Source organism: Nocardioides caeni (assembly GCF_004912195.1).
GTDB classification, from domain to species: domain Bacteria; phylum Actinomycetota; class Actinomycetes; order Propionibacteriales; family Nocardioidaceae; genus Nocardioides; species Nocardioides caeni.
Map to the genome: position 1 here is coordinate 94874 of NZ_STGW01000007.1, position 9124 is coordinate 103997.

The 9124-nt window shown below is 71.7% G+C and carries 9 protein-coding genes; 2 read left to right on the forward strand and 7 right to left on the reverse strand.

From position 1 onward, the window contains the following. Positions 1 to 40: 40 nt before the first annotated feature. The 7 genes from E9934_RS12280 to E9934_RS12310 all read right to left on the reverse strand — a co-directional run bounded on the left by E9934_RS12280 (position 41) and on the right by E9934_RS12310 (position 7521). Positions 41 to 601 (reverse strand): flavin reductase family protein, encoded by a 561-nt coding sequence (locus E9934_RS12280; protein WP_136563173.1) that lies wholly within the window; start codon positions 599 to 601, stop codon positions 41 to 43. Continuing rightward, a complete protein-coding gene (locus tag E9934_RS12285; RefSeq protein WP_136563174.1) occupies positions 598 to 1137 on the reverse strand; it encodes an NAD(P)H-dependent oxidoreductase in 540 nt (179 codons plus the stop codon). Before E9934_RS12285 ends, E9934_RS12280 begins: the two co-directional genes overlap by 4 nt. Then, positions 1134 to 2294 (reverse strand): LLM class flavin-dependent oxidoreductase, encoded by a 1161-nt coding sequence (locus tag E9934_RS12290; RefSeq protein WP_136563175.1) that lies wholly within the window; start codon positions 2292 to 2294, stop codon positions 1134 to 1136. Before E9934_RS12290 ends, E9934_RS12285 begins: the two co-directional genes overlap by 4 nt. A 95-nt stretch (positions 2295 to 2389) precedes the next feature. Next, a complete protein-coding gene (locus tag E9934_RS12295; RefSeq protein WP_136563176.1) occupies positions 2390 to 3637 on the reverse strand; it encodes an SfnB family sulfur acquisition oxidoreductase in 1248 nt (415 codons plus the stop codon). Continuing rightward, positions 3637 to 4758, reverse strand: coding sequence for a dimethylsulfone monooxygenase SfnG (gene sfnG / locus E9934_RS12300; RefSeq protein WP_136563177.1), 1122 nt, complete (start codon positions 4756 to 4758; stop codon positions 3637 to 3639). Before sfnG ends, E9934_RS12295 begins: the two co-directional genes overlap by 1 nt. Positions 4759 to 4913: 155 nt before the next feature. After that, the gene (locus E9934_RS12305; RefSeq protein ID WP_136563178.1) at positions 4914 to 6227 is read right to left on the reverse strand and encodes an acyl-CoA dehydrogenase family protein; all 1314 of its coding nucleotides are present in this window, start codon (positions 6225 to 6227) and stop codon (positions 4914 to 4916) included. 10 nt (positions 6228 to 6237) lie between these two features. Then, the gene (locus E9934_RS12310; RefSeq protein ID WP_136563179.1) at positions 6238 to 7521 is read right to left on the reverse strand and encodes an acyl-CoA dehydrogenase family protein; all 1284 of its coding nucleotides are present in this window, start codon (positions 7519 to 7521) and stop codon (positions 6238 to 6240) included. Positions 7522 to 7642: 121 nt separating this feature from the next. On the opposite strand from E9934_RS12310, the gene E9934_RS12315 reads away from it, so the two are divergent. Both E9934_RS12315 and E9934_RS20270 read left to right on the forward strand, forming a co-directional pair. Beyond that, a complete protein-coding gene (locus tag E9934_RS12315; protein WP_136563180.1) occupies positions 7643 to 8578 on the forward strand; it encodes a LysR family transcriptional regulator in 936 nt (311 codons plus the stop codon). Positions 8579 to 8612: 34 nt separating this feature from the next. Continuing rightward, positions 8613 to 9124 (forward strand): NYN domain-containing protein (locus E9934_RS20270; protein WP_238694930.1); only part of this gene is annotated, 512 nt, incomplete at its 3' end.

A 9124-nucleotide genomic window follows, 5' to 3' on the forward strand; every position in this document is an offset into this window, starting at 1 on the left:
CCGGCGTACCTCGTGCGAGAAACCGGCGCACCTCGTGCGGTCAGGAGACCTGGAGCCGACCGAAGCCAGAGCGGTGGAAGACGAGGGGGGCGCCGGGCGCGTCCTCGCCGGAGTCGTCGGTCACCTCGTGGACGCGGAGCAGGACGATGACGTGGTCACCGGCCTCGACCTCGCGGTGGAGGGAGCAGTCGAAGCGGGCCAGCCCCTCCTCCAGGAGTACGGCGCCCTCGTCGGTCACGACCAGCGGGACCCCGTCGAAGCGCTGACCGACGGGGCCGGCGAGCTGGCGGCACACGCCGCCGTGCGACTCGGCGAGCACGGTCAGGCCGAGGTGGCCGGCGCGGCGCAGGTCGGGCCAGGTCTTGGAGGTGCGCGCGATGGAGAAGGACACCAGTGGTGGATCGAGACTGACGGAGGTGAACGAGCTGGCGGCGAGCCCGACGAGCTCGCCGTCGACCTCGGCCCCGACGGCGACGACGCCGCTCGGAAACACGCCGAGGGCGCGGCGGAGTGCGAGTGGGTCGAGGTCCTGGTTGGTGCGCAGGGCTGCGCCGGAGGCAGCGTTGCCGACGGTGTCGATGAGGGCCGATGAGGAGGTCATGCGGGGACTCCTTCGTGCGGGCGCAGCGCCGCGCGGGCGCCGAGCAGCGTGGTGATGACGGGACGGGACCGGTCCAGCCAGTCCGCGTAGGCAGCGGGGTCGTCGTGGTCCCGATCGAGGACATAGAGGCCGCCCGTGGGCACGACCGCACCCAGATGGGTGAGCAGGGGTGCCAGCCCGACCGCGGGTGCCAGCGTGTGCGCCGGACCGGCGCCGAGCATCAGGGGCACGGCGATCCCGCCGAGCTGGCCGACGGAGAAGCGGTCGAGGAAGAGCTTGAGCAGGCCGGTGTAGGTCGCCTTGTAGGTCGGACAGGCGACCACCACGAGGTCCGCGCGGCCGATGCCGGTCACCAGCTCCTCGACCTCGCGATCGGCCAAGTCGACGAGCCCGTGACCGATGGTTGCGAGGTCGACGACGAGATCGGGCTCGGCGCCCACCAGCTCGCGGTGGAGGTGGAGCGCGGCCGTCAGCGTCCGGCTCGCGGGCTTGGGGTTGCCGACGAGCACGGCCGTGCGGGGAGTCGACGATGTCATCGGCCGACTCCGGCGAACGGCACGGCGGTGTTGTGGTGGCGTTGCGGTCCGTCGTACTTCCAGCGGCCCCGGTCGGCGAGGATCGGCAGCACGCCCTCGCCGAACCAGTAGGCGCCCTCGAGGTGCGGATAGGCGGACAGCACGAACTCCTCGATGCCGAGGTCGGCGTACTCCTCGATCAGGTCGGCGACCTGCTCGTGGCTGCCGACCAGTGCCGTGCCGGCTCCGCCGCGGACCAGCCCGACACCGGCCCAGAGGTTGGGGTGGATCTCGAGGTCGGAGGTGCTGCCGCCGTGCAGGTCGAGCATCCGTCGCTGACCCTCCGACTCGCTGCGCCGCAATCCCTCCTGCACCTTCCGGATCTCCGCCGGATCGATCCCCCGGAGCAGCCGGTCGGCCTCCGCCCACGCCTCCTCGGCCGTGTCGCGGGTGATGACGTGCAGCCGGATCCCGAACCGGATCGGTCGAGCGTCTGGGCCGCGGCCCGCCTGCGCCGCCTGCTCGCGGATCCAGGCGACCTTCTCGGCAACGGCCGCCGGCGGCTCACCCCAGGTGAGGTAGACGTCGGCGTGCTCGGCGGCGACGAGACCGGCGGCGGGAGAGGAGCCGCCGAAGTAGATGTCGGGCACCGGGTCGGGGATCTGCGCGAGCTGCGCCGCCTCGACCGAGAGGTGGCGTCCGGTGAAGTCGACGGTCTCGCCGGCCCACAGCCGCCGCACGACCTCGAGGAACTCGCCGCACCGCTCATAGCGCTCGTCCTTGTCGAGGAAGTCGCCATACATCCGCTGCTCGTGGCCCTCGCCTCCGGTGACGACGTTGAGGAGCAACCGTCCACCGCTCAGGTTCTGGAAGGTGCCGGCCATCTGGGCCGCGAGGTACGGCGACACGGCCCCAGGCCGGAACGCGACCAGGAACTTCAACCGCTCGCTGGTCTGGCTCAGCATCGCCGTGGTCAGCCACGCGTCCTCGCACCACGCGCCGGTGGGGGTGAGCGCCGCCTCGAAGCCGTTGTCCTCCGCGGCGCGGGCCACCTGGGTCAGGTAGGCGACGTCGGCGGGACGGCCGGCCTGGCCGGGGTTGACCCCGTGGCCGCCGCCGACGACGTTGCGGCCGTCGCCGCCGTTGGTGGGCAGGAACCAGTGGAACTTCAGGGACATCGGTGTGGTGTGCCTTTCGGGTGCGGAGGGTCTCGTGACGGCCGCGGGCGGCCTCCTCGACCACCGGGGTCGCGGGCGGCCTCCTCGACCACCGGCTAGATCTGGCCGTGGGCCGGGGGGAGGGTGCCGTCGATCGCGTGGCGACCGAGGTGGTGGACCTTCCAGGCGGCAGGGTCGTGGAGGGTGTGGGTGCGGGCATTGCGCCAGTGCCGGTCCAACCCGAGGCTGGCGAGGGCGGAGCGGGTGCCGCCGACCTCGAAGAGACGGCTCGACGCCTCCAGCGACGCGGCCGTCGTGGACGCACGGGCTGCGGCGACGGCGAGGCTTGCCGCGGCGGCGGTCGTGGCCGTCAGGTCGGCGCGCGCCCGGTCGACCGCGCGACCGGCCTCGGCCAGCAGCGCCTCGGCGGCGCGCACCTGCAGCTCGATCTCGCCGAAGGCCTGCACGACCAGCGGGTCGCCGGCGGCGCCGGCAGTGTCATAGAGCGCGAGTGCGTCGGGATGGGGCCGGCTGCGTGTGGTCACGAAGGCGGCCGCGTCGCGGACCGCCGCCCGGGCGATGCCGGCGTCGATGCCCGCGTGCAGCAACTGGGCGAAGGCGCCATGGACCTGCGGTCGCTCGAACGTCAGGTGGTACGGCGTCACGCGGTCTGCTGCGACCCTCACCCCCTGGAGCCGGACACTGCCGCTGGCGGTCGTGCGCTGGCCGAGCCCGTCCCAGTCGTCGATGACGGTGACCCCGTCGGCGTGACGCTCGACCCAGGCGACGGAGAGGGCGCCGCCCTCCCCGAGGTGGGCCAGCACCGGGATCCAGTGCGCGAGCAGCGCGCCGGTCGCGTAGCCCTTCTCGCCGTCCAGCACCCACCCGCCCGGTGAGGCGGGGTCGGGACGCAGCGTGGTCGCGTGGTCGCGGACGTGCGAGCTGTTGATCTCCGACTGCGCGTTGCCGAACCTCCTGCCGGCCACGACCTCGCCGAGCAGGAGCCGCTTCTGGGCCTCGGTGCCCTGCTCCACCAGGGCATTGACGTAGACGAAATGGCTGTGCGGGATCTGGGCGACGCTGGGGTCGGCGGTGGCCAGCAGCCGCACCACCTCGGCCAGCACCGCGGCGCCGAGCCCCGGCCCGCCGTACTCCACCGGGACGGTGATCGCCAGCAGCCCGGACGCCGACAGGGCGTCGACCTCCGCGACCGGGAGGATCCGCTCCCGGTCGCGGAGGGCCGACTCCTCGGCGAAGCGGTCCGCGAGGTCGGCGGCCGTCGCGATCGCCGAGTCGGCGGTGTGGCTGGGCGGGGTTTCGAGGCTCGCTGGCGCTCGCACCTCAACCACCGACGTGTTCGTCATCAGACCCGCTCCAGCTCGGCGGCCTCGAGCTCGCGCACCAGTGGGAGCACCTCGCGACCGAAGTACTCGACGTCCTCGAGGTAGTGCAGGAAGCCGAGCAGGAGCAGGTTCACGCCGCGCTTCTTGTAGTCGATGATCCGGGTCGCGATCTGCTCGGGCGTGCCGATCAGGCCGGTCCGGAAGCCGTCGTTGTACTGCACCAGGTCGGCGAACTCCGAGTCCTGCCACATGCCCCTCTTGTCGCCCGTGCTCTGGCCCGCCTGCTTCACGGCCGCGCCGAAGCCCTCGACCGCCTCACGGTCGGCCTTGTCGACGATCTCGCGCAGCACGTCGCGCGCTTCGGCCTCGGTGTCGCGGCCGATGAAGAAGCCGTTGACGCCGAAGCGCACCTTGCGGCCGTGCACGGTGGCGACGTCGGTGACGTCCTGGATCTGCTCGGAGATGCCGTCGGGGGTGTTGCCGTTGGCGAAGTACCAGTCCGAGACCCGGCCGGCCATGCCGCGCGCGTCGGTGGAGTTGCCACCCTGGAAGATCTCCGGGTGCGGCCGCTCCGGCGAGCTGAGCGGCTTGGGCTTCAGGTCGAAGTCGTGGAGGCGATAGAAGTCGCCGGTGAGCTCGGCGTGCTCGGAGGTCCAGATCTCGCGCACGTAGCGGATGAACTCCTCCGCACGGCGATAGCGCTCGCCGTGCTCGAGCCACGGCTCCCCGAGCTTGGTGAACTCGTCCTTGAACCAGCCGCTGACGACGTTGATCGCAGCGCGGCCGCCCGAGATCTGGTCGGCGGTGGCGATGAACTTGGCCAGCACACCCGGCTGCCAGAGCCCCGGGTGGACCGCGGCGATGACCTTGAGCCGCTCGGTGGCGAGCAGCAGCGCGAGGCTGAAGCTCGTCGACTCGTGCTGGTAGGCGGCGCCGTACGACGCGATGTAGCGCACCTGCGAGAGGGCATAGTCGAAGCCGTTGTCCTCGGCCAGACGGGCGAGCCGGACGTTGTAGTCATAGCTCCAGTCCGTGCGCTGCTCGATCTTGCTCACCACCAGTCCTCCGCTGACGTTGGGCACCCAGTAGGCGAACTTGAGGGGCTCCGCGAAGGCCTCGCGGTCGAAGATCTGGTCGGTCATCGTGGACTCCTGGCTCGGGTTGGACGCGGACTCGGACTTAAGTCGAGTAGTTCAATAGACATTACACACAAGGATCGAGGGGGGAAAGCGGAAGGGGCCGCCGGCTCCCACGGAACCGGCGACCCCCCGACAGGCAGCGCCTGTCACCGTGCGACTCAGCGCTCGGTGCGCCCGATCGCCCAGGCGTACGGCGGCGGGGTGCCGTTGACGACATGGCCGCCGACGACCCGCGCCTTGAGGATGCGCGGGTTGTGCGAGGAGACCGTGCGCGCATTGCGCCAGTGCCGGTCCAGCCCCTTCGCGCGGGCCGCACCTGAGGCGCCGAGCGTGTCGAACAGCTGGCTGGTGGCCGTCAGCACGAGCTCGGTCACCGCGACCTGTGCGGCCGACGACTCCAGCTCGGCGATCTCGTTGGCGGCCTCCACCGCCCCGCCATCGGTGTCAGCGACCCCAGCGAGGTCGGCGACCTCCTGGATCGCCGTGGCGACCCGCAGGGTCGCCGCCTCCGCGACATAGGCAGCCGAGGCAGCCTCGCCGATGCGGGCCAGCACCTGCGCGTCGTCACGCACCCGGGCAGCGTTGGCATGGGAGTAGTTGCGCTCCCGCCCCTGCACCTGCGCAGCGAAGTCGCGCACCGCCGCCTTCGCGATCCCGGACAGCACGGCCAGCAGGTTGAGCTGGTAGAGCGCCGTTTGGAAGACGAACCTCTCGGCGAACGGCAGCACGTCCGCCGCACCGACCGGGGCCGCCGCGAAGGTGGTCGTCCCGCTGCCGGTCCCCCGCTGCCCGAAGCCGTCCCAGTCGTCGGAGACGGTCACCTCCGGGTTGCGGGTGTCGACGAGCGCGATGGCGAAGTCGTCCTCGCGACCCGGCACCTGCCTTCTGACGTAGACGTCGGCCCACTCCGCATAGATCGTCCCGGTCGTGTAGAACTTGCTGCCCGTCAGCAGCCAGTCGCCGTCGGGCTGCGGCGCGAGAACGGTCGACTGGGTGTCGATCGCGGTGGCACCGACCTCCGACCACGCGTTGCCCGCGATCTCACCGGCGACGAACCGGTCGAACCAGACCCGCTGGTCGTGGCCGCGGGCGTGCTGCCACAGCCGGTCCTCGACGAGCGCGGCATGCCCTCGCAGCGCCTGCGGGAGGTTGGAGTCGGCAGCCGCGAGGTCGATCCAGATCTGCGTGAGCTCCGGGATCGTGGCCCCGCGGCCGCCGTACTCGGCCGGGACGCGGAGGGCGCCGAACCCGGCCTCCTTGAGCCGGCGCACCTCCTGGTCGGGCAGGACGTCGTCCAGCTCACGCTGGAGCGCTCCCTCGGCGATCTCGGCGAAGAGCGGGGCGTACGTCGACCGCAGGTCGTCGAGCAGCGGTGTCCGCAGCGTCGGACGATCGAGGCCGCGAACGATGTCGGCGCCGGTGTCAGTGTCGGTGTCGATGTCGGTGTCGGCGGTCTCGCGCAGGGCGGTCATCGTGGCCTCCTCACGTGTACCAGGTCGGCTCGGGCAGCTCGCCGAGCAGCGCGAAGCGTCCGACCTCGGCGCGCTTGTGTGCGATCGGGTCGTGGAGGCTGTGGGTGCGCAGATTGCGCCAGAAGATGTCCAGCCCGACCGCGCTCGCGGTGGCGCGAGCACCGGTGACGTCGTAGACGCGGGTGCCGATCTCGAGGCCGACGTCGATCGCGACCTGCTTGGCGGCGGCGATGATCACCGCGGCCTCGCCCCGCTCGCCCTCGGTGACCGTGTCGGCGTGGGCGTTGATCGCCTCGATGTGGGTGGCCGCCCGCTCGACGAGCGACTCCGCCGCCCACAGCTTCGACTGGAGGTCGCCGTAGGTCTCGACGACGTAGAACTCCTGCGCGGCCGAGTCCTTGAGGTCCGGCGTGTAGGGCCACGGGCGGGTCCGGTCGCGGGTGTAGGTCGCGGCGGTGCCGAGCGCGCCCTCGGCGATGCCGACATAGATGTTGGCGAAGATGATCTGGATCAGCGGCACGTTGAGGGTGTTGTAGACGCGCGGCTGGAACTCCCAGCCCTGCGGGGTCTCGACATAGCCGGCCGCCGCGGCCCAGGGCACGCGCACGCCGTCGATGACGACGCCGCCGCTCTCGGTGAGGCGCTGGCCGAGGGCGTCCCAATCACCCTTGAAGCGGATGGCCGGCTGATCGGTCGGGACGATCGCGAAGATGTGCTTCCCCTCGTTGCCAGTGCCGTGCAGCACGCCCTCGAGGACCGTGACGTCCGAGATCCGCCCGCCGGTGGAGAAGCTCTTCTGCCCGCGGAAGACGAGCTCGCCCTCCTCCTCGGTGATCACGAGGTCGGCGTCGCGCGGGTTGACCGCGCCACCGAAGAACCACGCCTCCCGCGTGGCCTGCTCCTCGACCGCCGCGACCTGCTCCGGCGTGCCGACGAGGCGGACCGCCCAGAACCACAGGTAGTGGTAGCCGAGGAGCTGTCCGATCGACCCGTCGCCCGCACTCACCGCGCGGATCACCCGCAACGCGGTGGTCCAGTCCTGGCCGCCGCCACCGAGCTCGGCGGGCCCGAGCAGGGTCACCAGGCCGGACTCCTTGAGGAGCGCCACCTCCCGGGTCGGTACGGCGAGGGCGCGGTCGCGCTCGACCGCGTCGGCCGCGAGCGTGGTGGCCACCTGGCGTGCTCGCTCGAGCCAGCCGTCGGGGGTGGTGGGTCGGTCGGTCCAGCCGCTGCCGGCACCGGTGCGGGGGTCGGTGCCGGCGTCAGTGCCGGCGGCGGTGAGGTCGGTCGTCATCGGGCTGATCTCTTCTCAGGAGGCGGTCGTGTTAACGTTTGTCTACAAACTTACTTGACTTAGTCGGTCGGGCAAGCGTCCTGACCCACGGCGTCTCCGATGAACGTGAAAGGCAGCACCCATGCGGATCGAACAGCTGGAGTACCTCGCCGCCGTGACCCAGCACGGGTCGCTGCGCCGGGCGAGCGAGAAGCTCCACCTCTCCCAGCCCGCGCTGAGCGAGGCCGTCACCAAGCTGGAGCGCGAGCTGCGGGTCACACTGCTCGACCGCCGCCGCTCGGGCGCCCGGATCAGCCGGGAGGGTCGCGAGCTCCTCCCCTACATGACCGAGGTGCTCGAGGCCGTCGACCGGCTCCGCGCCGCCGCCGGCACCCAGCGCACCGACACCCGCATGATCCGGATCGGCACCGTCCACGCCGCGACGTCGACGCTGCTCGTCCCCGCCGTCAGGACCTTCCAGGACCGCCACCCCGACACCACCGTCGAGGTGCTCACCCTCCAGCAGGCGCAGATCGACGAGGGCCTCGCCGAGGGCACCCTGGACCTCGGGCTCGTCAACGTCCTCGACGGGGACGACGCGCCGATCGGTCTCGAGGGGATCGACCTCGTGCAGGGCCGGCCGATCGCCGTACTCCCGGCGGGGCACGCGCTGACCAGCCGCACCCAGGTCACGCTCGAGGAGCTGCGCGCGGAGCGCTTCGTGATGATGCGGGCCGGCTACGTGATGCACCGCTGGGTGCACCGCACCTTCGGCCCCGACCTCCCGACGGCCGCCCACAGCACCGACGGCGCGGAGATGGGCAAGTCGCTGGTCGCCGAGGGCATCGGCGTCACCGTGCTGCCCGACTACTCCGTCATCGGCGACCCGCTGCACCGTGCCGGGCTCATCGCGAGCCGCGACATCGCCGGCGAGCAGACCACCGTGACCCTGCAGCTGCGACGACGACGCTCGGTCCAGCAGCCACTGGCGGTGCGCGAGCTGCAGAACGCGCTCGCCGGCCGGGCCGCGGACTACCGCGCGCAGTCAGCCGCCTCGAGCGCGAGCGCCGCCAGCTGACCCCCGGCCGGCGCGACTGCGGCAGGATGGCGGGATGAGCGAGCCCGCGACCAACCAGCGCATCGCCGTCCTCATCGACGCCGACAACACCCCGCCCCGGCACGCCGGCCCGCTGCTGGCCGAGCTGGCGCAGTACGGCGTCGCGACGGTCAAGCGTGCCTACGGCGACTGGACCACCAACCAGCTCACCGGCTGGAAGGACAACCTCAACCAGCACGCGATCGCACCGGTGCAACAGTTCGCCTACACGACCGGCAAGAACGCCACCGACTCCGCGCTCATCATCGACGCGATGGACCTGCTCTACTCCGGCAACCTGGACGCGTTCGCGATCGTGTCCAGCGACAGCGACTTCACCCGCCTGGCGACACGCCTGCGCGAGGGCGGCCTGACGGTCTTCGGCCTCGGACAGCGCAAGACCCCCGCCTCACTCGTCGCCGCCTGCGACACCTTCATCTATCTCGAGCTGCTGGGTGACGCGAGCGGCGAGAGCAGCGACAGCCCTGCCGACGGGGCCGACGGGGCCGACGGGGCCGACGGGGCCGA